This is a genomic window from Pseudazoarcus sp. NS34 (assembly GCF_059703725.1).
The window spans coordinates 982,079-1,001,149 of record NZ_BAAKIZ010000001.1 but is presented as its reverse complement, the minus strand read 5'-3'; the positions used below and the strand labels follow the sequence as shown (position 1 = coordinate 1,001,149).

At 65.2% G+C, this 19,071-nt stretch carries 19 protein-coding genes; 15 read left to right on the top strand and 4 right to left on the bottom strand.

Features of this window, described 5'->3' with window-relative positions; all coding sequences use genetic code 11:
- Nucleotides 1–32 precede the first annotated feature (32 nt).
- From AC6H0N_RS04845 to AC6H0N_RS04830, 4 genes are all read left to right on the top strand, one after another.
- Nucleotides 33–2,120 (top strand): sensor histidine kinase, encoded by a 2,088-nt coding sequence (locus AC6H0N_RS04845; protein WP_497572929.1) that lies wholly within the window; start codon nucleotides 33–35, stop codon nucleotides 2,118–2,120.
- 178 nt (nucleotides 2,121–2,298) lie between these two features.
- Nucleotides 2,299–3,705: a sigma-54-dependent transcriptional regulator gene (locus tag AC6H0N_RS04840; RefSeq protein WP_497572928.1), complete on the top strand. Its 1,407-nt coding sequence runs from the start codon at nucleotides 2,299–2,301 to the stop codon at nucleotides 3,703–3,705.
- On the top strand, nucleotides 3,605–4,276 hold the full coding sequence (gene mobB, locus AC6H0N_RS04835; protein ID WP_497572927.1) for a molybdopterin-guanine dinucleotide biosynthesis protein B: 672 nt from the start codon (nucleotides 3,605–3,607) through the stop codon (nucleotides 4,274–4,276). The genes AC6H0N_RS04840 and mobB overlap by 101 nt, the downstream gene beginning before the upstream one ends.
- 49 nt (nucleotides 4,277–4,325) lie before the next feature.
- Nucleotides 4,326–5,030: a Rieske (2Fe-2S) protein gene (locus AC6H0N_RS04830; RefSeq protein WP_497572926.1), complete on the top strand. Its 705-nt coding sequence runs from the start codon at nucleotides 4,326–4,328 to the stop codon at nucleotides 5,028–5,030.
- A gap of 11 nt (nucleotides 5,031–5,041) precedes the next feature.
- Here the strand turns inward: AC6H0N_RS04830 and AC6H0N_RS04825 are convergent, their stop codons facing one another.
- Complete coding sequence (locus tag AC6H0N_RS04825) at nucleotides 5,042–5,713, bottom strand: ankyrin repeat domain-containing protein (RefSeq protein WP_497572925.1); 672 nt, start codon at nucleotides 5,711–5,713, stop codon at nucleotides 5,042–5,044.
- Nucleotides 5,714–5,814: 101 nt separating this feature from the next.
- On the opposite strand from AC6H0N_RS04825, the gene apbC reads away from it, so the two are divergent.
- Nucleotides 5,815–6,909 (top strand): iron-sulfur cluster carrier protein ApbC, encoded by a 1,095-nt coding sequence (gene apbC / locus AC6H0N_RS04820; RefSeq protein ID WP_497572924.1) that lies wholly within the window; start codon nucleotides 5,815–5,817, stop codon nucleotides 6,907–6,909.
- Nucleotides 6,910–6,942: 33 nt separating this feature from the next.
- On the opposite strand, the gene AC6H0N_RS04815 is transcribed toward apbC, so the two are convergent.
- A complete protein-coding gene (locus tag AC6H0N_RS04815; protein WP_497572923.1) occupies nucleotides 6,943–7,914 on the bottom strand; it encodes a sigma-54 interaction domain-containing protein in 972 nt (323 codons plus the stop codon).
- A 339-nt stretch (nucleotides 7,915–8,253) separates the two neighbouring features.
- Between AC6H0N_RS04815 and AC6H0N_RS04810 the strand changes: the two genes are divergently transcribed.
- The 10 genes from AC6H0N_RS04810 (at nucleotide 8,254) to AC6H0N_RS04765 (ending at nucleotide 17,638) form a co-directional block, all read left to right on the top strand.
- Entirely contained in the window at nucleotides 8,254–8,823 is a 570-nt protein-coding gene (locus AC6H0N_RS04810; protein WP_497572922.1) for a DUF3305 domain-containing protein, read from the top strand.
- The gene (locus tag AC6H0N_RS04805; protein ID WP_497572921.1) at nucleotides 8,820–9,488 is read left to right on the top strand and encodes a DUF3306 domain-containing protein; all 669 of its coding nucleotides are present in this window, start codon (nucleotides 8,820–8,822) and stop codon (nucleotides 9,486–9,488) included. The genes AC6H0N_RS04810 and AC6H0N_RS04805 overlap by 4 nt, the downstream gene beginning before the upstream one ends.
- Entirely contained in the window at nucleotides 9,485–11,212 is a 1,728-nt protein-coding gene (locus AC6H0N_RS04800) for a 4Fe-4S binding protein (protein ID WP_497572920.1), read from the top strand. The genes AC6H0N_RS04805 and AC6H0N_RS04800 overlap by 4 nt, the downstream gene beginning before the upstream one ends.
- 11 nt (nucleotides 11,213–11,223) lie before the next feature.
- Nucleotides 11,224–11,832: a TorD/DmsD family molecular chaperone gene (locus AC6H0N_RS04795; protein ID WP_497572919.1), complete on the top strand. Its 609-nt coding sequence runs from the start codon at nucleotides 11,224–11,226 to the stop codon at nucleotides 11,830–11,832.
- Between the two features lie 63 nt (nucleotides 11,833–11,895).
- Nucleotides 11,896–12,105: a hypothetical protein gene (locus AC6H0N_RS04790; RefSeq protein WP_497572918.1), complete on the top strand. Its 210-nt coding sequence runs from the start codon at nucleotides 11,896–11,898 to the stop codon at nucleotides 12,103–12,105.
- Nucleotides 12,106–12,152: 47 nt separating this feature from the next.
- On the top strand, nucleotides 12,153–15,032 hold the full coding sequence (locus AC6H0N_RS04785) for a molybdopterin-dependent oxidoreductase (protein WP_497572917.1): 2,880 nt from the start codon (nucleotides 12,153–12,155) through the stop codon (nucleotides 15,030–15,032).
- Nucleotides 15,033–15,060: 28 nt separating this feature from the next.
- Nucleotides 15,061–15,648, top strand: coding sequence for a formate dehydrogenase FDH3 subunit beta (gene fdh3B, locus AC6H0N_RS04780; protein ID WP_497572916.1), 588 nt, complete (start codon nucleotides 15,061–15,063; stop codon nucleotides 15,646–15,648).
- A 74-nt stretch (nucleotides 15,649–15,722) separates the two neighbouring features.
- Nucleotides 15,723–15,914: a hypothetical protein gene (locus AC6H0N_RS04775; protein ID WP_497572915.1), complete on the top strand. Its 192-nt coding sequence runs from the start codon at nucleotides 15,723–15,725 to the stop codon at nucleotides 15,912–15,914.
- An 11-nt stretch (nucleotides 15,915–15,925) separates the two neighbouring features.
- Nucleotides 15,926–17,008 (top strand): formate dehydrogenase subunit gamma, encoded by a 1,083-nt coding sequence (locus tag AC6H0N_RS04770; protein ID WP_497572914.1) that lies wholly within the window; start codon nucleotides 15,926–15,928, stop codon nucleotides 17,006–17,008.
- A gap of 111 nt (nucleotides 17,009–17,119) precedes the next feature.
- Nucleotides 17,120–17,638, top strand: a complete 519-nt coding sequence (locus tag AC6H0N_RS04765) for a DUF6505 family protein (RefSeq protein ID WP_497572913.1) — start codon at nucleotides 17,120–17,122, stop codon at nucleotides 17,636–17,638.
- A 12-nt stretch (nucleotides 17,639–17,650) separates the two neighbouring features.
- Here the strand turns inward: AC6H0N_RS04765 and mobA are convergent, their stop codons facing one another.
- Together mobA and AC6H0N_RS04755 are read right to left on the bottom strand one after the other, a co-directional pair.
- Nucleotides 17,651–18,232 (bottom strand): molybdenum cofactor guanylyltransferase MobA, encoded by a 582-nt coding sequence (gene mobA, locus AC6H0N_RS04760; protein WP_497572912.1) that lies wholly within the window; start codon nucleotides 18,230–18,232, stop codon nucleotides 17,651–17,653.
- A complete protein-coding gene (locus AC6H0N_RS04755) occupies nucleotides 18,229–19,056 on the bottom strand; it encodes a formate dehydrogenase accessory sulfurtransferase FdhD (protein ID WP_497572911.1) in 828 nt (275 codons plus the stop codon). Before AC6H0N_RS04755 ends, mobA begins: the two co-directional genes overlap by 4 nt.
- Nucleotides 19,057–19,071 lie beyond the last annotated feature (15 nt).

Below are 19,071 nucleotides of genomic sequence, written 5' to 3'. Positions count from 1 at the left end.
CCGCCCGGACGTGGCTGCTGCAGGGCTGACGCATGAAGCTGCCCTGGGTCGCCGGCTGGATTGCGCGGGCGCGCGCTTCGGTGCGCATCAAGTTGCTGGCGCTGGTACTGGCGCCGCTGGCGATCGGTGTGCCCTTGTTGTTGGGGCTGGTGTGGACCTGGGGGAATGAGGCCTACGAGCGGCTGGTGAACTACAAAGTTAGCTCCGACATGGTCACTGCGCACGAGTACTTCGATCGTGTGCGGGAGGGCGTGGGGGCCGATGTGGTGTCAATCGCGGGCTCGCACCGCCTGGTCGTGAGCATGGCCGAAAGTGACGATCCGGATTTCGTCACTTTGTTGTCGCTGCTCGCGCGCGAACACAGTCTTGATTACCTGATGCTGCTCGATCTGCAGGGGCGTCCGGTGTCGAGCTCACTGTCGGACGAGCCGCCGGCGGCCAGCCGCCTGCGCTGGCCGGTTGTGGCTGCGGCGGCCAGCGGCGCAGCGCACAACACCATCGAAATCTTCTCGCCGGACGATCTGGGGGTGCTGCATCCGGAATTGCGGCTGCGCGCGTGGGTGCCCCTGGTGGCGACCGTCGCCGCCGCGCCCGATCTGCGCATGGCCGAGGACCGGGGCATGGTCATCCACGCCGCGGCGCCGGTCTACGACGCGCTCGGCCGGCTCGCTGGCGTGCTGGAGGGCGGCACGCTGCTCAACGGCAACCTGGGGTTGGTCGACCGCATCAACGAGATCGTCTACCGCGACGGTTCTCTGCCGCTCGACAGCAAGGGCACGGCCACCTTGTTTCTCGGTGACACGCGCATCGCCACCAACGTACGGCTGTTCGAGGGCGAGCGCGCGCTCGGCACACGCGTATCGCAGACGGTGCGCGACTACGTGCTGGGTGATGGTGGCATCTGGCTCGGCACGGCCTTTGTCGTGAACGATCACTACGTGTCCGGTTACGAGCCGGTCGTTAACGGCCACGGTGAGCGGGTCGGCATGCTGTACGTGGGCTTTCTCGAAGCCCCGTTGCGCGCGGCCATGCACGCCGCGATGGCTGCGCTGTTCGTCATCTTTCTGGCGATCAGCGGGATCGGCACGGTACTCAGCCTGCGCTGGGCGCGCAGCGTGTTCGGGCCGATCGAGCGCATGAACCGGGTGATCGGGCGCATTGAAGACGGTGATGCCGCAGCGCGTGTCGGCCCTGTCGCCAGCCGCGACGAGCTGGGCCGCCTGGCGGTCGAGTTCGATCACCTGCTCGATACCCTGCATGCCAAGCGTGAAGAGCTGCAGCGCTGGGCCGATGAGCTCGACCGCAAGGTGGCCGAACGCACGGCCGAGCTCAAGGAAGCCAACGAGACCCTGCGCCGCGCGCAGCAACAGCTGGTGATGAGCGAGAAGCTCGCTGCCATCGGCGAGCTGACGGCCGGTGTGGCGCACGAGGTGAACAACCCGGTGGCGGTGATCCAGGGCAACCTCGATGTGCTGCGCTCGGTGCTCGGGCCGGCGGCCGAGCCGGTGCGCGAGGAAATACGCCTGATTCACGCCCAGGTCGACCGCATCCGCCTGATCGTCACCAAACTGCTTCAGTTCGCCCGGCCGGGCGATTTCGCCGGCTACACCGAAAACGTCGAAGTGGCGGCGGTGGTCGAGGATTGCCTGCTGCTGACGCGCCACAACCTCGACCGCAACGAAATTGAGGTGGTCACCGAGCTGCGCGCCGCCGGCCCGGTCGAGATCAATCGTGGCGAGCTGCAGCAGGTGCTGATCAACCTCTTCGTCAACGCCGCACAGGCCATGCCCGAAGGCGGCACCCTGACCGTCGCGAGCGAAGACTGGCTGGACGAGGCCGGCGAGCCGATTGGCGTGTTGCTGCGGGTTCGCGACACCGGCGTCGGCATTGCGCCCGAACACCTGGCCAACATCTTTGATCCCTTCTTCACCACCAAGAAGGAGAGCGGCACCGGTCTGGGCCTGTCGGTGACCTACACCATTCTCGAACGCTATGGCGGCCGTATCGCGGTCAACAGCACGCCGGGCGCCGGCACCGAATTCGAGTTGCGCCTGTATCGCCAGGCAGTATTTCAGAGCGGCCCCGAGGCGCCGGGTTTCATGCGGCGCTGGAAGGGATAGCGGCAGTCGGCAACGCCGAGGAGTCCGATGGCCGGCGCGGCGCCCGACGACTGACAGGTACGGCGAATCGTTGAGCCCGACCCTCGGTTATCATGAGCCGACGCCGGCAGGGCAACTCAAACAGAAACGGACGGTCACAGGAAGTCCGCACGCCCCCCGGTCCGGAGGAGAAGAATTGATGCTGCACGGGCAAGATCCGGTGCGGAACGGTCCCGTTTCGCACGAAATCGAACACGATGAACTGGCCTGGCCTGAGTTGGCCATTCTGGTCGTGGACGACGAAGAAGGCATGCGCAGCTTCCTGCAGCGTGCGCTGGCCCCGCGTTGCGCGCGGGTTGAGGTCGCTGGCGACGTCGAACAGGCCCGTAGCCTGATGGACCGCGAACACTTCGATCTGCTGATTCTCGACATCGCGCTGCCCGGCAAGTCAGGCATCGAATGGCTGCGCGAATTGCGCGAGGGCGGCGTGGGCGTGGACGTCATCCTGATCACCGCCTTTGCCGACCTCGAGAGCGCCATCGACGCGCTGCGTGGCGGTGCCTCGGACTTCATCCTCAAGCCGTTCCGCACCGATCAGATCTTCAATTCGATCAAGAACTGTTTCCAGCGCGCGCGGTTGGCGCGTGAAAACTACGTGCTGCGCCGCGAGCTGTCGGCGCGCGAGGATCAGGTCGAAGGCCTGGTCGGCAATTCGCCGCCGATGCTGGAGCTGCGCGACGTGCTTCACCGCGTCGCCGCCATGCCCAGCACGGTGTTGCTGCAAGGCGAATCCGGCACCGGCAAGGAAGTTGTCGCGCGCGCGCTGCACCGTTTGAGCGGGCGACGCGAGCGGGCTTTTGTTCCGGTCAACTGCGCGGCGATTCCGTCCGAGCTGATCGAGAGCGAGCTGTTCGGTCACGTCAAAGGCGCGTTTACCGGCGCTGCGGCCAGCCGCAACGGGCTGTTTTACTACGCCAACGGCGGCACGCTGTTCCTCGACGAGATCAGCGAGTTGCCGCTGTCCATGCAGAGCCGATTGCTGCGCGTGCTCGAGGAGCGGCGTTTGCGCCCGGTCGGGTCGGAGCGCGAGCTGCCGGTGGATGTGCGCATCATCGCCGCGTCCAACCGGGACCTGACGCAGGCCGTGCGCGACGGCGTGTTCCGCGAGGATCTGTATTTCCGCCTGGCGGTTGTCGACCTTCAGGTGCCGGCCCTGCGTGACCGGTCCGAAGACGTGCCGGCGCTGGTCGGGCATTTCATGACCATGCTGTCGCAACGCCTGGGCGTACCGCCGCTGCAGCCTGATGCTGCGGTGATGGATGCGCTGAGCCGTTACCATTGGCCGGGCAACGTGCGCGAGTTGCGCAATTTCGTCGAACGCTCCCTGATTCTCGGCGCCTTTGCCACGGACGCCATGGCACCGCCGGTGTCTGCCGCTCGGGCGCAGGCCGACCCCGAATTGTCGCTTGACGAGGTCGAACGTCGTCACATTCTCGGGGCGCTCGATGCCTGTGGCGGCAACAAGGCCGAAGCCGCGCGGCGCCTGGGCGTATCGCGCAAGACACTGGACCGCAAATTCGCAGAATGGAGCGAGAGAACCCCATGACCACCCCAGTACCCTGCCCCGTGCTCCTGATCGGAGAGGCCTCATGCAGGTGATCGGATTCGCCGGCTGGTCGGGCAGCGGCAAGACCACGCTGATCGAACAGGTCATCCGCGTGCTGACGGCCCGTGGCCTGTCGGTGTCGCTGATCAAGCACGCCCATCACAAGTTTGATGTCGACGTGCCGGGCAAGGATTCCTGGCGCCACCGTCAGGCCGGTTGCAAGGAAGTGCTGGTCAGTTCGGACAACCGTTGGGTGTTGATGCACGAGCTGCGCGATGCGGAGCCCGAGATGAACCTCGATGCGCTGCTGGCGAAGCTGTCGGACTGCGACATTGCGGTGATCGAGGGTTTCAAACGCGCGCCGATCGACAAGATCGAGGTCTATCGTGAAGGTGCTTCCGAATCGCTGATGTTTCCGGACGATCGCCACATCGTTGCCGTGGCGACCGATGTGCCGGCGCTGGATACCGGCACGCTGCCGCGCCTTGACCTCAACGATCCGGTGGCGGTCGCCGGCTTCATCGAAGCGCATTGTCTGGGCCGCCGTGCGGCCATCGTCCGCGCGGGGTGAGCACGGCGCGCGATCAGCGCGTCGCCCTGTCGCCTGAGGGAGTGAAGCCATGGATCGTCGTGCCTTCGTCAGGACTTGTTCGATCAGCGCTGGCCTGCTGGCTGGCGGCGCGCTGAGCCTGCCGGCCAGCGCATCGCTGCGCAAATACGGCCGCGTGCGGCTGCTCGACAGCCAGGGGCAGCCGCTGAAAGCCTCCGCCGTGCTGGCCGGTGAGCAATACGTGTTCAATTACCCGTTTCCGGCCACGCCGTGCTTCCTGATTAACCTCGGTCGTGCAGTGGAGGGTCGCAAGACGCTGAAGACGGTGAGCGGCGGGCGCTACGACTGGCCCGGCGGAGTGGGTCCGCAACGCTCGCTGGTGGCTTATTCGGCGATCTGCGCGCACAAGATGACGCACCCCACGCCGGCCATCACGCACATCTCCTTCCGTCCGGCGCGTACCGATGCCGAGCCCGCGGCAGGCGTGATCAGCTGCTGCTCCGAGAACAGCCGCTACGATCCGGCCACCGGTGCGGCGGTGCTCGACGGCCCGGCCGACCAGCCGCTGGCCGCGATCATTCTTGAGCACGATGTCGCCAGCGACGGTCTGTATGCGGTCGGTACGCTGGGCGGCGAGATGTTCCAGCGTTTCTTCAAGGCCTTTGGCGCGCGGCTCAGCCTGCAGTACCCGAACGGCAATGCCACCAAGCCGCTGGCCGGCGAGGTGCGCGTGCAGCGGCTGGAGGAGTTCTGCGGGAACGTGGTGACGTGCTGAGCCGGCGGCGCTCAGCGCGCGGGCGTTGCAGTTTTGAGCAGCGCGACCAGCTCCGGCCGGTTGCTGCGCTCGGCCAGCATCAGCGCGTTGATGCCGGCCTCGTCGGTAGCCTGCGGGTCGAGGCCGAGTTCGATCAGCGTGCGCATCATCGCCGTGTCGGCGCGGTCGGTGGCGTGCATCAGCAGATTCCAGCCGTAGACGTCGCGCGTCTGCGGGTCGGCGCCCAGTCCGGTCAGCGCGCGCACCGCAGCAACATGACCCTTGGCCGTGGCCAGCAGCAAGGGGCTCCAGCCGTGGCGCACCCGGTGATTGGGGTCGGCGCCGGCACCCACGAGCAACTCGATGGCGTCGGTCTGACCGGCCACGGCGGCATACATCAGGGCCGTGCCGCCCTTCGGATTTCCGCGATCGACTACGGCGCCGTACTGCAGCAACATGCGCAGGATGTCGAGTTGGCCCGCTTCGGCCGCCCACATCAACGCCGTCTTGCCCTGCGAGTCCACTTCGCGGCTGACGGCCTCGGGCGAGACGCCCTGGTCGAGCAGGATCGCAACGCGCGCGGCTTGCCCGTTGATGACGGCTTTGAGCAGGGCCTCGCCGGATGAGGCGAAGCTTGCCGGGGCCGCAATGGCAAGAACCAGCAACAGCACGATTGCCGCCAGGCGGCCGGATTTGAAGGACATCTCACCCTCTCCGAAGCGGTGCAACAGGGTTTGATTATAGAGGCCGGATCGCTCGCGCCAAGCCGCGGGCTTTCCATAATGAAAAGAGCAGGGAGTAGAGCATGAGCGAACTCAAGCGCGAGGCCGTCGAAGCGGCGCTCGCAGGCGTCGTCGAACCGCATCTGCAGCGCGATCTGGTGTCGGCCGGCTGCGTCGAAGCCATCCACCTGGACGGCGACTGCGTGCGCATCGAGCTGGTGATGGGCTTTCCGGTTCGGCGCATTGCCGTTGCGCTGCGCGATGCGGTGCGTGCGGCCATCTCGCCGCTGCCGGGTGTGCGCAGCGTCGATGTCGACGTCACCAGCCGCATCGGCCCGCGCGAGCCGGCTGATGATCCGAGCGCGATCCCCGGTGTGCGCAACATCGTGGCGGTGTCGTCGGGCAAGGGGGGTGTCGGCAAGTCGACTACGGCGGTGAACATTGCCCTGGCGCTGTCCGACGAAGGCGCGCGCGTCGGCATTCTGGACGCCGATATCTACGGCCCCAGCCTGCCCCGCATGCTCGGCATTTCGGGGCGGCCGTCATCGAAGGACGGCAAGCGTTTCCAGCCGCTCACGCAATACGGCGTACAGGCCATGTCGGCGGGTTTCCTGATCGACGAGGAAGAGCCCATGGTGTGGCGTGGTGCGATGGCCACCCAGGCGCTCGAACAGCTGATGCGCGACACGGAATGGAGTGAGCTCGACTACCTCATCGTCGACATGCCGCCGGGCACCGGCGACATCCAGCTCACGATGGCCCAGCGTGTGAAACTGGCCGGCGCGGTGGTCGTCACCACGCCGCAGGACATCGCCCTGCTCGATGCCAACCGCGGCTACAAGATGTTCGAGAAAGTCGGCGTGCCGGTGCTGGGCGTGATCGAGAACATGGGCATGCACTCCTGCAGCGAGTGCGGTCACGAAGAACACATCTTCGGCGCCGGTGGTGGGCAGAAGTTGGCCGAGAAATACGGCCTCGATCTGCTCGGCTCGCTGCCGCTCGACATGCGCATCCGCCAACAGGCCGACAGCGGCAAGCCGACCGTCGTGGCCGAACCCGACGGCCCGTTGGCCGATGCCTATCGCGAGGTGGCACGCAACATGGCGGCGCGGCTTGCGCTGCGTCATGCCGGCAGCGTCGGCGGTGGTTTTCCGAAGATCTCGATCGAGAACACTTGATCGTTCCCCCGCGGGCCGGCGTCTGCCGGCCCGTCAGGTCTCGCGCAACCAGCGCTCCAGCGTCTTGCGTGACACGCCCATGCGTCTTGCCGCTTCCGACTTGTTGCCCTGGCAGCGGTACAGCACGCGCTCCATGTGACGTCGTCGCACCTCGGCCAGCGGCAAATCGGGCGCATAGCCGCTGTCGCCGCGCGCCTGCAGGTCCGGCGCGTCGAGCGGCTGCACGCGCAAACAGGCATCCACGTTGCGCCCCAGCAGCATCGCCCGCTCCACCAGGTTGCGCAGCTCACGCACATTGCCGGGCCAGCTGTGGCTTTGCAGTTTGCGTAGTCCACCGCGGCCGAGCACCGCGGGTGCCACGCCCAGGGTCTCCACGAAGTGCGAGGCGAAGTGCTCGATCAGCGTGGGCAGGTCTTCGGGGCGCTCGCGCAGCGGCGGCACGCGCACGGCAAGCACGTTGAGGCGGTAATACAAGTCCTCGCGAAATTCACCATCTGCCACCAGTTGCGCCATTGGCCGGTTGGTCGCGGCGACTACGCGCAGATCGACGTGAACCTCCGCGTCGGTGCCGACCGGTCGCACGCTTGAGGTCTCCAGCACACGCAACAGTTTGGCTTGCAGGAACAGCGGCAGCTCGCCGATTTCGTCCAGAAACAGTGTGCCGCCATCGGCATGCATGATCAGCCCTTCGCGCCCCTGACTCGCGCCGGTGAAAGCGCCGCGGGCGTGGCCGAACAACTCGCTGTCGAGCAGTTCCGGCGACATCGAACCGCAGTTGATCGCCACCAGCGGGCCGCCGCGTCCGCTGAGCCGGTGCAGTTGTGCAGCGGCCACCTCCTTGCCCGAACCCGATTCGCCTTCGATCAGCACGGTTGTGCGCGAAGGCCCGATGCGCAGCAGCAGGGCCTCCAGTTCCCGCATGGCGGCACTGCGGCTGGCGACGCCGCCGGCTCGCGGAGCGAGCGGCGCGTTTGTGGAAAGCGCGAATTGGCCGTCGATCGTCATCGGCTTAGGGTTTCTGCGTGAAGAACGGGTGTGGACATTTTGTACCACTTGATCTGACTTCGCGGGTCAATCTGGGCCATTTGCAGCAGCGCCCACGCAAGCGCTTCCGTTGCAGAGAACAGCCGATCGGGCGGTCGCCGGACGGGCTCAAGGCATGCTGCCATGCACCATGGTGCATTTTGTCCAGCAAGTTGTGGATATGGGACAAAACGGCCCTGAGGGGCCCCTTCCAGACCGCAGAAACCCTTGTCAAAACGGGTGTTTTCACGAATGCCGGAGGTGGCATGTCAGTTGCTATTGTCTATAAACGATAGGTAATTCGTTGCATAGGGAGATCGCGTGACGACCGAACTGCACACTGCCGAGACTGCCGACCTGACCTGGTCCGATGACGCGGTTCTGCCCGTGGCGGTGATGATCGCGTCTCCCGGCCGTGAGCGCGCGACGGATTCGATGCTGTGGCAAGTGACCGGCATCGTGGTCGGTCAGCACTTCGCGTCCGCCGAGCGTTCTGGCGTTTGCGTGCGCTCCACTGCTGCGGCCGATCTGTTTCTGTGGCGCGGCTTCTCGATCCGCCTGCATCCGGCGCAGGCCGAGGATTACGCCCTCAACCTCGGTGGTGACCGACCCGAGGTTTACGTCATCGCCCGCTTCAGCCCGGAAGGCGGCATGGAGCCGCTGGAAGTCACCGTCAGCCTCGACCGCGCCCAGAACCTCGATTGCACCAACCTGCGTGGCTCGGATGAAGTCGTGCTGTCGGCGCCGATGCCGGCGGAAGTCTATCGCTGGCTGGAGAAATTCATCACCGCCCACTACGAGCCGAAGCGCCGTGGCAAGGGCCGTGGCAAGCAGCGCAGCAAGGCGCTGTACGACGCCACCGTGGGCGACTTCCTGGGAGGTGGCTCATGAACGCACCGCGAATGTCCGCCCCGGAAGCGGAAGCCGGCACCTTCCTGTCGCGTTGGTCGCGTCGCAAGCGCGGGATCGAAGTGGAGGAGCCGACCCTCGAGCCGGCGACCGCCGTCGCAGCGAGCGAAGCCGTCGCGCCCGAAGTCGATGACGACCCCGTTGACGCTCGCAGCGGCAAGCGCATGTCCGAACTCACCGACGACGACATGCCCGAAGTCGAGACGCTGACGGCCGATTCGGACGTCTCGATGTTCATGGCCAAGAACATTTCCGCCGCGCTGCGCATGCGTGCGCTCAACAAGATCTTCATGAGCCCCAAATACAACGTGTACTGCCTGTGCGCCGAGTATGCCGACGACTACACCAACTTCACGCCGCTCGGCGACATCGTGCCGCACGACCTTAAGTCGGCCATCGCGCGCGAAGCCGGCAAGCTCTACGAGCGCCTCACCGGTCAGGGCGTGGCGGTGCCGCGGGAAGAACTCGAAGCTCGCATTGCCGCCCAGTTCCGTGGCGAAAAGACGCCTGACCTGGAAGCCGAATATCTAGCCCGCGCCGAGCGCGATGGCAGCCTGAAACTTCCCCAGGCGGCCGAAGAGCCGTCCGGGACCGACGAGAACGTGGTGCCCGACAGGGTGGGCGCCGCCAGAACCGAGGCCACATGACTGATCTTTCCGCCCTGTACGACGACCCCGTACTCCGATCCCGCGAACCGGAGGCCGCCGCGCGTCTGGCGGCCTTGCAGGCTGCCTACTCCGTAGATGTCGATGCGACTTCACTGGTGGCGTATCGGTCGTCCGGCTATGTGCTGATCCTTGGCGCCGAGCGCGATGCACTTGAATGCGCTGATGCCTTGCGCGAACAGCTGCACTGTACGGTGCTGCCGACTGCGGCAGCCAGCGGCGCCCTGTCCGAATCTGCGGCGGCGGCCAAGGCCGACGAAGCGCGCGTGATGATCGTGCGTGGTGAGCCGGGTGAAGTGGCCGGCCACCTCGGAAAATTCTCCTGTACGGTCAAGCTTCCCAATGGGCAGGAGGTCTCGCCCGCCGGCCTGTCGCGCCCCGATCAGCCGTGGTTCGACCTCGTGCTCGACCTGCGTCGCGAGCCGGCCATCCGCCACGAAATCTCGCCCTTTGGCTACTACGCGCCGCGCGGCGATTCCGAGCGGCTGAACCGCATGCTGACCGAGATGCCGGAGATGACCGGCGAGTTCGAGAAGCCGCGCTTCTTCGCCTACAACGCCGACATCTGCGCACACGGCGATTCCGGCCTGAGCGGCTGTACGCGCTGCCTCGACGCCTGTCCGACCGGTGCCATCAAGTCGCTCGGTGATCTGGTCGACGTCGATCCCTATCTCTGCCAGGGCGCCGGCACCTGTACCAGCGTGTGCCCGACCGGGGCGATGACCTACGCCTACCCCGGCCCGCGCGACCAGATTTCGCGCCTCAAGCGCATGCTTTTCGCCTACCGCGAAGCGGGCGGCGAGAAGCCGCTGCTGGTGTTCCACGACGAAGAAAATGGTCTCGATCGCCTGCGCGATCTGGCCCCGCTGCTGCCCGCCCGCGCCCTGCCGGTGCAGCTTGCCGAGATCGGCGCGGCCGGCATGGATGCCTGGTTTGCAGCCTTCGCCTACGGCGCCGCCGAGATCGTGCTGCTCGACACCGACAGCGTGCCGCCGACGGTGCGCGAGGCCATGCGCGAGCAGATCCGTTTCGCCGCTCCGATCATGGATGCCATGGGCATCGACAGCACGCGGCTGGTATGGCTCGACATGGATGCCGATGCTGCCGCTGTGTTCGATCGCGCCATGGCCTCTGCCGTGCGCCAACCGGCGAGCTTCGATACCTACAACGAAAAGCGCGGCACCTTGCGGCTCGCGCTCGATCATCTGTACGACCAGTCGCCCGAGAATCCGCGCAGCGTGGCGTTGCCGGCAGGTGCGCCGTTTGGCCAGATCCACGTCAACAAGCAGGCCTGCACGCTGTGCATGTCCTGTTCGCAGGTCTGTCCCACGCGCGCCATCACTGATGCCGGCGACAAGCCGCAGCTGTCCTTCACCGAGGATCTGTGCGTGCAGTGCGGGTTGTGCGCCAAGGCCTGTCCGGAAGACGCCATCACGCTGGAAGCGCGCTTCACCTTCGACTGGGAAGAGCGTCGCAAGCCGCAGGTTCTGAATGAAGAAGAGCCCTTCTGCTGCATTCGTTGCGGCAAGGCCTTTGCGACCCAGAGCGTCATCGGTCGCATGGTCGAGAAGCTCTCCGGCCACCACATGTTCCAGTCAGAAGACGCATTGCGTCGCCTCAAGATGTGCGGCGACTGCCGCGTCGTCGACATGTTCGCCGACGACCTCAAGGGCGGCTCCAAGCCGCGCTGGTTCGGACCGAAATAAGGGGAGGCGCAATGCTCGAAAACACTGTTGAAACTCCCCGCGATACCGACGTCGACACACTGCGTGCCGGTACCTGGACGCTGCTCGGTCGCCTGCTCATGGAAGCACCGTCGCGCGAATTGCGCGAACGAATGATCGCCATCGGCTCGGAGACGCGTCACGGCGACGCGATCAGCGAAGCCTGGGGCCGGCTTGCCGAAGCTGCGCGCACGACGGACGACACGAAGCTCGCCGACGAGTATCAGGCGCTGTTCATCGGCGTCGGCAGCGGTGAGATCACGCCGTATTCGTCGTGGTACCTCGATCAGTCCATCGCGTCGCGCCCGCTGGTGGTGCTGCGTGATGACCTCGAGCGGCTCGGCATCGCGCTGCGCGAAGGCAGCCACGAGACCGAGGATCACGCCGGTGCGGTGTGCGAAATCATGGGATTCGTTGTCCTCGACGAGGACGTCGATTTCGACTGGCAGAAAGAGCTTTTTGAACGCCATGTCGACAACTGGATGGGGCGGCTTTTCGAGGATATCGACAAGGCGCCCAGCGCGGATTTCTACCGCGCAGTGGCGGCGCTAGGTTCGGCGTTTCTGACGCTGGAACGGCGGTTTTATGCAATGTCGGCGTAAGCCGGCCACCAGAGCAGCGGCGGCGACATTGCCGCAACGGGTTCACGACAAGAGGAGTCGGAGATGAACATAAAAGACGATGCAGCCGGGATCGAATCCCGTCGCAAGTTCATGAAATCGATGGCGTTGACCGGGGGTGGGGTGGCCGTTGTGGCGACCGTGGGTCAAGCCGCGGCCGCGCCGGCGGAGGCCGAAGCGCCTGTGGAGAAGGCCGCGACCGGCTACCACGAGACGCAGCACATCCGCGACTACTACAACAAGGCGCAATTCTAGGCTGGGCACGGCGTACGCCGTCGTAGCCAAAAGCGAGGAGAGAAACCATGAAACTGGTCAAGAAAAACGGTAAGGCGTCCGCCCCCCTGGGGGCCGGCCTGCTCGGCAAGACCGTGACCCGGCGCAACTTCCTGCGCGGTTCCGGCCTGGCCGTCGGCGGTGCCGCGGTAGCCGGCATCATGCCGGGCACGATGGTCAAGAAGGCCAAGGCCGCGCGCAGCATCGACCCCAAGGCCGAGATCAAGAAGGTCAAGACCATCTGCGGTCACTGTTCGGTCGGCTGTTCCACCATCGCCGAAGTGCAGAACGGCGTGTGGATCGGCCAGGAGCCGGCCTTCGAGAGCCCCATCAACCTTGGCGCGCACTGTGCCAAGGGCGCGGCGCTGCGTAACCATGGCCACAGCCAGCGTCGGGTCAAGTACCCGATGAAGATGGTCGGCGGCAAGTGGGAACGCATCAGCTGGGAACAGGCGATCAACGAGATCGGCGACAAGATGCTGGCCCTGCGCGAGGAATCCGGCCCCGACAGCCTGTGGTTTGCCGGTTCGTCCAAGGCCAACAACGAAGGCTCGTACCTGCAGCGCAAGTTCGCCGCCTTCTGGGGCTCGAACAACTGCGACCACCAGGCGCGCATCTGTCACTCCACCACGGTTGCGGGTGTTGCCAACACCTGGGGCTACGGCGCGATGACCAACTCGTACAACGACATGCTCAAGGCCAAGAGCATCATCATGTGCGGGTCGAACGCTGCCGAGGCACACCCGGTGGCGATGCAGATGATCCTGCGTGCCAAGGAAAGCGGCACCAAGCTGATCGTCATGGACCCGCGCTTCACGCGCACGGCGGCGCACTCCGACATCTACGTGCGTTTCCGCTCCGGTACCGACGTGGCGCTGATCTGGGGCATCCTCCACCACGTCTTCGAGAACCAGTGGGAAGACAAGGAATACATCGCCCAGCGCGTCTATGGCATGGACAAGGTGCGCGAGGAAGTGAAGAAGTGGACGCCGGCAGAAGTCGAGCGGGTCACCGGCGTAGGTGGCGATGCGCTGCTTGAAGTCGCCAGGACCCTGGCGGAGAACCGTCCGGGCACCTTCGTGTGGTGCATGGGCGGCACGCAGCACACCATCGGCAGCAACTACGTGCGTGCTTACAACTGCCTGCAGCTTGCCTTGGGCAACATCGGCAAGGAAGGCGGCGGCGCCAACATCTTCCGTGGCCACGACAACGTGCAGGGCGCGACCGACGTCGGCCCCAACCCGGACAACCTGCCGGGCTACTACCCGCTGGCCGAGGGCGGCTGGAAGCACTGGTCGCGTGTGTGGGACGTCGACTACGAGTGGCTCAAGGCGCGCTTTGACCAGCGTGAGTACGACGACGGCAAGGGTGGCAAGGTCAAGCAGATGAACACGGGTGGCATCACCGTGTCGCGCTGGATCGACGGCGTGCTCGAAGACAAGGCCAACATTGCCCAGAGCGACAACATCCGTGTCGCGATGTTCTGGGGCCATGCGCCGAACTCGCAGACGCGCGGTCCCGAGATGAAGCGCGCGTTCGAGAAGCTCGATCTGCTGGTCATCATCGACCCGTATCCGACGGTGTCCGCGGTGCTGCACGACCGCAAGGACAACACCTACCTGCTACCGGCTGCGACGCAGTTCGAGCAGGCCGGCTCGGTTACCGCGTCCAACCGTTCGATCCAGTGGCGCGAGAAGGTCATCGACCCGCTGTACGAGCACAAGTCGGATGCCGAAATCTCCTACCTGCTGGCGAAGAAGCTCGGTTTCGCGGACGAGATGTTCAAGAACTACGAGATCGTCAACAACATGCCGACGCCCGAGTCGGTGTTGCGCGAGATCAACCGCGGGACCTGGACCATCGGCTACACCGGTCAGAGCCCGGAGCGCCTCAAGGAGCACATGGCCAACCAGGGCCACTTCGACGTCGTGACGTTGAAGGCCACAGGCGGTCCGCTGGACGGCGAAACCTACTGCCTGCCCTGGCCGTGTTACGGCACGCCCGAGCTCAAGCACCCGGGTACGCACGTGTTGTACGACACCAGCAAGCACATCATGGAAGGCGGTGGCAACTTCCGTAATGCCTTCGGTACCGAGCGTGATGGCGAAACCCTGCTGGCCGAAGGCTCGTACTCCAAGGGCGCCGAGATCCAGAACGGTTATCCGCAATTCACCGCTGATCTGCTCAAGCAGCTCGGCTGGTGGGATGACCTGACTGCGGAAGAAAAGGCCGAAGCCGAGGGCAAGAGCTGGACCACCGACCTGTCGGGCGGCATCCAGCGCGTGGTCATGGCGCATGGCTGCCACCCGTTCGGCAACGCCAAGGCGCGCGCCCACGTGTGGAACTTCCCGGACCCGATCCCGATTCACCGCGAGCCGCTGTACACCCCGCGTCACGATCTGGCGGGCGAGTTCCCGACCTACGAGGACCGCAAGGTGTTCTACCGCCTGCCGACGCGCTGGAAGTCGGTGCAGGCCAAGGACTACTCGGGCGAATTCCCGCTCATCCACACCTCGGGCCGATTGGTCGAATACGAGGGTGGCGGCGAGGAAACCCGCTCGAACCCATGGCTGGCCGAACTGCAGCAAGACATGTTCGTCGAGATCAACCCTGCCGATGCCAACAACGCCAACGTGCGCGACGGGCAGATGGTGTGGCTGGAAGGCCCCGAGGGCGGAAAGATCCGCATCAAGGCGCTGGTGACCAATCGCGTCGGACGCGGCACGGTGTTCACGCCGTTCCACTTCGGCGGCCACTACCAGGGTCAGGATCTGCTGGCGAAATACCCCGAGGGTTCCGCGCCCTACACCCGTGGCGAGTCGACCAATACGGCGACCACCTACGGTTACGACGCGGTAACCATGATGCAGGAAACCAAGACCACGCTTTGCCGTGTGATGCCCGCATAACCGCGGATAGAGATAGAGGAGAGCCAAGATGGCCAGAATGAAGTTTCTCTGTGACGCGGAACGCTGCATCGAATGTCAGGCGTGCGTCACTGCGTGCAAGAACGAGCACGAAGTGCCCTGGGGGGTTAACCGCCGTCGCGTCATCGTCATGGACGACGGCATGCCGGGCGAGAAGTCGGTGTCGGTGGCGTGCATGCACTGTACCGATGCGCCCTGTGCGGCGGTGTGCCCGGTGGATTGCTTCTACACCACCGCCGACGGCATCGTGCTGCACGACAAGGACCTGTGCATTGGTTGCGGTTACTGCTTCTACGCCTGCCCGTTCGGCGCGCCGCAGTATCCCAAGCAGACCGCATTTGGCGTGCGCGGGAAGATGGACAAGTGCACCTTCTGTGCGGGTGGCCCGGAAGACGCCCATTCCGACGCTGAGCTGACCAAGTACGGCGCCAACCGGATCGCCGAAGGCAAGCTGCCGCTGTGTGCCGAGATGTGCTCGACCAAGGCGCTGCTCGCCGGTGATGGCGACGTGGTTGCAGACATCTACCGCCAGCGCGTGATGCGCCGCGGTGGTCGTCCGCAGACCTGGGGCTGGCAGGCGGCGTACGGCACGGCCTGATCAACCTGAAGCGCGTGCGTGGTTTCTCTCGGGAAACCACGCACGAATCGCCACACAGAATGAGGAGCGAGACCATGCCGTACAAAGCAATGCTTGTGGCACTGGCGATCGCCGGATTGTCATTGACTGCCTGTGATTCCGGCGTGACCGTGCATGAGCCGGGTGTCTATAAAGGCAAGAAAGACGAAACGGCGACCAAGGAAGCCGCGGACCGCCGCGCCGAGCCACTGCGTCAACGTGCGCTGACCGCCATGACCGACCGTTAGGAGTCCCCGTCATGAATGAATCTAAAACCGTCAGTCCGCAGCGTCGTCGGTGGCGCTCCATGCTCTGGAGCCTGCTGGCGATCGCGGTCCTGTCCATGACCCTGCCGAGCATCGGCTACGTGTTGGCGCAGTCCGGTCAAACACAGCCCAGTTTCGGCGAGCGCGGCGAGAACCCGCGTTCCGCCACCTGGCGCGAAGCCCGCGAAGGGCTGTCCGGGTACACGGCCCAGACCGGGCCGTACGTGACCGACACCATGATCTCCAACAGCGGTGAAACCTGGCGACAGTTCCGCACCGGGCCGCTGGTAGGGTGGAGTGGCTGGTTCATGGGCGGCGTGCTCGCCTTGATCGCGCTGTTCTTCCTCGTCGCCGGGCGCGTCAAGCTCGAACACGGGAGAGCCGGCATGACCATCGAGCGCTGGAAGCTCTACGAACGGGTGTTGCACTGGTTCGTCGCGCTGTCCTTCGTGATGCTCACGATTACCGGCCTGTCCATGTTGTTCGGTCGTTACGTGCTGATCCCCGTGATGGGCGCAGAGGGGTTCGCGTGGTGGGCATCGATTGCAATGAACATCCACAACTACCTTGGCCCCGCGTTCTCGGTCGGTCTGTTGCTGATGATTCTGCTGTGGGCCCGCAATAACATCCCCACAGCCACCGACGTTGCCTGGTTCAAGCAGGGCGGTGGCATGGTCGGCAACAGCCACCCCTCGGCTGGTAAGCTCAACGGCGGCGAAAAGGCGTGGTTCTGGGGCGGCGTGTTCCTGCTCGGCATTGTCGTCAGTGCAACCGGCGTGGTGCTGGACTTCCCGATCTGGGGTCAGACCCGCAGCGACATGGCGCTGGCGCAGGGCATCCACGCGATTGCCGCGATCCTGTGGATCGGCTTCTTCTTCGGCCACGCCTACATCGGTACGCTGGGCACGGAAGGCGCGCTGGAAGGCATGACCACGGGTCGCGTCGACGTGAACTGGGCCAAGCAGCACCACGATTTGTGGCTGGAAGACGAGCTGGCTCGCGGTGTTGCGCCGAAGCCGGCCGAGGACAAGCCGGTCAGCGGCAGCAGCAGCGCCGTTGGCCAGCCGAGTCACTGATGGCTGAGCGCCCGCAAGGGTGATCCGGACGGGCGGCCCGGGCAACCGGTCGCCCGTTTTCAGTTTCCGTTGCGGCCGTCCAGCCCGCAGCGACACAGCGTTGGAGCAAACATGAAGTTTCTCGAAGTAGCCCGTCTGGACGATACCGATGAGCGTGTGTATTCGCGCGCCGCGCAGCTCGGCGAGCCGGCTGTTACCGGGTCGTTTGTATTTTCCTTCGCCGAAGAAGACCCGGCGACACTGACTGGCAAGGCCGCGCAGGCTTTCCGGCACGGCTTTCTCGGACTCGATAGTTTTGGCTGGTCCACCGTGGTGCGCATCGTTGAAGTCAGCGATGAGCAGTACGAGGCCAATCTCGCAAAGCTGGCGCAGTTTCTGGTCGAGCGCTTTGGCGCGCCGTCACTGGCCGAGGCCCTGCCGGTTGCGCGTCAGGAAGTGGAATACGCCGCCGGGCTGTGTGAGCACCCCACCGGCACCCTGCTTGCAGTCGAGCGGGATACCGAAAACGGCGAGATTCACGAGTCGTTCAAGCGTGTGCAGCAGAAAAAGAACGAGGTTGCCGACTGGCAGGGCAGCAGCGGCCAGGTCCGCATCTGGGACATGTTCCCCGAACCCGACAACAAGATGTGAGTTGCGGGCGGCCTAGGCTTCGCGGCTCAGGTCATCCCGCGTATTGATGTTGCGGAAGGCCGCTTCGACATCGTCGAAATTCACTTCGACGATGTTCAGCGTTTCGTACCAGCGATCGATCTTGCGCCCGCCGGCCGACAGAAAGGCCGCCAGATGCGGCAGCACTTCGCGCCGGCACAGGCAGAACACCGGATGGGCCTGATCGAAAGTCTTGGCCACGGCCAGATCGGCATTGGCGGTGTACAGCCCGGCCAACAGCCGCGCCACCAGGTCTTCCGGCAGAAACGGCGAGTCGCACGGCGCCGTAACCACCAGCGGATGGCTCGCCCGCGACAGCGCTGCGTGCAGCCCGGCCAGCGGGCCGGCAAAGCCACCGATCTCGTCCGGGAACACCTGATAGCCGAAGGCCTCGTAGCGCTCGGCATTCTGGTTGGCGTTGATCAGCAGTTCATCCACCTGCGGGCCGAGGCGCTCCAGCACCCACGCGGCCATCGGCCGACCGCGCAGCTCGACCAGCCCTTTGTCGATGCCACCCATACGGCGGCCCTGCCCGCCTGCCAGCAATACGCCGGTGATCTTTACGTCGGTGCTCATCGCGTGAACCGCTCCTCGCCGGTGAACAGCAGATAGTGCTTGCCCTGCGCCCGGCCAATCATCGTCAGGCCGACCTGCTTCGCAATCTCCCAGCCCATGCGCGTCAGGCCCGAGCGGGATACCAGCACCGGAATGCCCATCTGCGCGGTCTTGATGACCATTTCCGAGGTCAAACGGCCGGTGGTGTAGAAGATCTTGTCACTGCCGTCGAGTCCGTCCAGCCACATCTGGCCGGCGATGGCGTCGACCGCGTTGTGGCGGCCGACATCCTCGAAGAACATCAGGATCTCGCAGCCGTCGCCGGTGGTCTGCGCCAGCGCGCAGCCATGTACTGCGCCGGCCTGCTTGTAGATCGAGTCGTACTGACGCACGGCCGCCATCAGCGCGTAGAGCTGATCCTGCGAGAAGTTGCGCACGTCGGGCAGGCGGATGTTGTCGATCTCGTCCATCAGGTCGCCGAACATTGTGCCTTGGCCGCAGCCGGTGGTGACGGTGCGGGTCGACAGCTTTTCTTCGGCGTTTTTCAGCCCGTGACGCGTCGTGACCGAGACGGCGTCAACATCCCAGTCGACCTGCACGGAGGCGATCTCGTCGAGGCTGTCGACCAGGCGCTGGTTGCGCAGCCAGCCAATGGTCAGCGCCTCGGGCGCGGCGCCCAGCGTCATCAGCGTGACCAGCTCGCATTTGTCGACGTAGATGGTCAGCGGGTTCTCGCCGGCGATGTCGGTCGGCACTTCCTCGCCGTGCTCGTTGCGGGCCGGGATGGTGATGGTCAGCGGGCGCGTGGCGTTGCTGAGCTGAGGGCGACGTGCAGAAGTGGTCATGAGCGGTGCCTGGAG

Coding starts and splice junctions, on each gene's coding strand:
- AC6H0N_RS04845 (WP_497572929.1), top strand. CDS start 33: ATGAAGCTGCCCTGGGTCGCCGGCTGGATTGCGCGGGCGCGCGCTTCG.
- AC6H0N_RS04840 (WP_497572928.1), top strand. CDS start 2,299: ATGCTGCACGGGCAAGATCCGGTGCGGAACGGTCCCGTTTCGCACGAA.
- mobB (WP_497572927.1), top strand. CDS start 3,605: ATGCCTGTGGCGGCAACAAGGCCGAAGCCGCGCGGCGCCTGGGCGTAT.
- AC6H0N_RS04830 (WP_497572926.1), top strand. CDS start 4,326: ATGGATCGTCGTGCCTTCGTCAGGACTTGTTCGATCAGCGCTGGCCTG.
- AC6H0N_RS04825 (WP_497572925.1), bottom strand. CDS start 5,713: ATGTCCTTCAAATCCGGCCGCCTGGCGGCAATCGTGCTGTTGCTGGTT.
- apbC (WP_497572924.1), top strand. CDS start 5,815: ATGAGCGAACTCAAGCGCGAGGCCGTCGAAGCGGCGCTCGCAGGCGTC.
- AC6H0N_RS04815 (WP_497572923.1), bottom strand. CDS start 7,914: ATGACGATCGACGGCCAATTCGCGCTTTCCACAAACGCGCCGCTCGCT.
- AC6H0N_RS04805 (WP_497572921.1), top strand. CDS start 8,820: ATGAACGCACCGCGAATGTCCGCCCCGGAAGCGGAAGCCGGCACCTTC.
- AC6H0N_RS04800 (WP_497572920.1), top strand. CDS start 9,485: ATGACTGATCTTTCCGCCCTGTACGACGACCCCGTACTCCGATCCCGC.
- AC6H0N_RS04795 (WP_497572919.1), top strand. CDS start 11,224: ATGCTCGAAAACACTGTTGAAACTCCCCGCGATACCGACGTCGACACA.
- AC6H0N_RS04790 (WP_497572918.1), top strand. CDS start 11,896: ATGAACATAAAAGACGATGCAGCCGGGATCGAATCCCGTCGCAAGTTC.
- AC6H0N_RS04785 (WP_497572917.1), top strand. CDS start 12,153: ATGAAACTGGTCAAGAAAAACGGTAAGGCGTCCGCCCCCCTGGGGGCC.
- fdh3B (WP_497572916.1), top strand. CDS start 15,061: ATGGCCAGAATGAAGTTTCTCTGTGACGCGGAACGCTGCATCGAATGT.
- AC6H0N_RS04775 (WP_497572915.1), top strand. CDS start 15,723: ATGCCGTACAAAGCAATGCTTGTGGCACTGGCGATCGCCGGATTGTCA.
- AC6H0N_RS04770 (WP_497572914.1), top strand. CDS start 15,926: ATGAATGAATCTAAAACCGTCAGTCCGCAGCGTCGTCGGTGGCGCTCC.
- AC6H0N_RS04765 (WP_497572913.1), top strand. CDS start 17,120: ATGAAGTTTCTCGAAGTAGCCCGTCTGGACGATACCGATGAGCGTGTG.
- mobA (WP_497572912.1), bottom strand. CDS start 18,232: ATGAGCACCGACGTAAAGATCACCGGCGTATTGCTGGCAGGCGGGCAG.
- AC6H0N_RS04755 (WP_497572911.1), bottom strand. CDS start 19,056: ATGACCACTTCTGCACGTCGCCCTCAGCTCAGCAACGCCACGCGCCCG.